Annotated in this window: 1 pseudogene; it reads left to right on the top strand. The window is 62.4% G+C overall.

Annotated features, from left to right (window positions below):
• Positions 1-479 (top strand): annotated as a pseudogene (locus tag RZR99_RS33080) (triacylglycerol lipase); the annotation flags it as partial.

Below are 479 nucleotides of genomic sequence, written 5' to 3'. Positions count from 1 at the left end.
CGCTCGCCGCGCTGACAACGCTCACCACTGCGCGATCGGCAACCTTCAACCAGAACTACCCGAGCGCGGGCTTGGGCGCACCGGGCTCGTGCCAGACCGGTGCCGCGACGGAGACTGTCGGCGGCAACAAGCATTTGCTGTACTCGTGGGCCGGTACCGCTATCCAGCCGACTTTCTCGCTGTTCGGCATCGTGACGGGCGCAACCGATACGAGCACGGCGCTGATCGACGCGGCCAAGGTGCTCGATCCGACGACGCTCGCGTTTCTCGCGACTGGCACAGTCATGATCAATCGGGGGTCCGGCGCGAACGATGGACTCGTTTCGCGCTGCAGCTCGCTGTACGGCCAGGTGATCAGCACGAGCTACAAGTGGAATCATATCGACGAAATCAATCAACTGCTGGGTGTGCGTGGCGCCTATGCGGAAGATCCGGTCGCGGTAATCCGCACGCATGCGAATCGGCTTAAAAATCAGGGC

It is taken from the genome of Burkholderia alba, assembly GCF_034721475.1.
GTDB classification, from domain to species: Bacteria; Pseudomonadota; Gammaproteobacteria; order Burkholderiales; family Burkholderiaceae; genus Burkholderia; species Burkholderia alba.
This window is presented reverse-complemented; position numbering and strand designations above follow the sequence as displayed.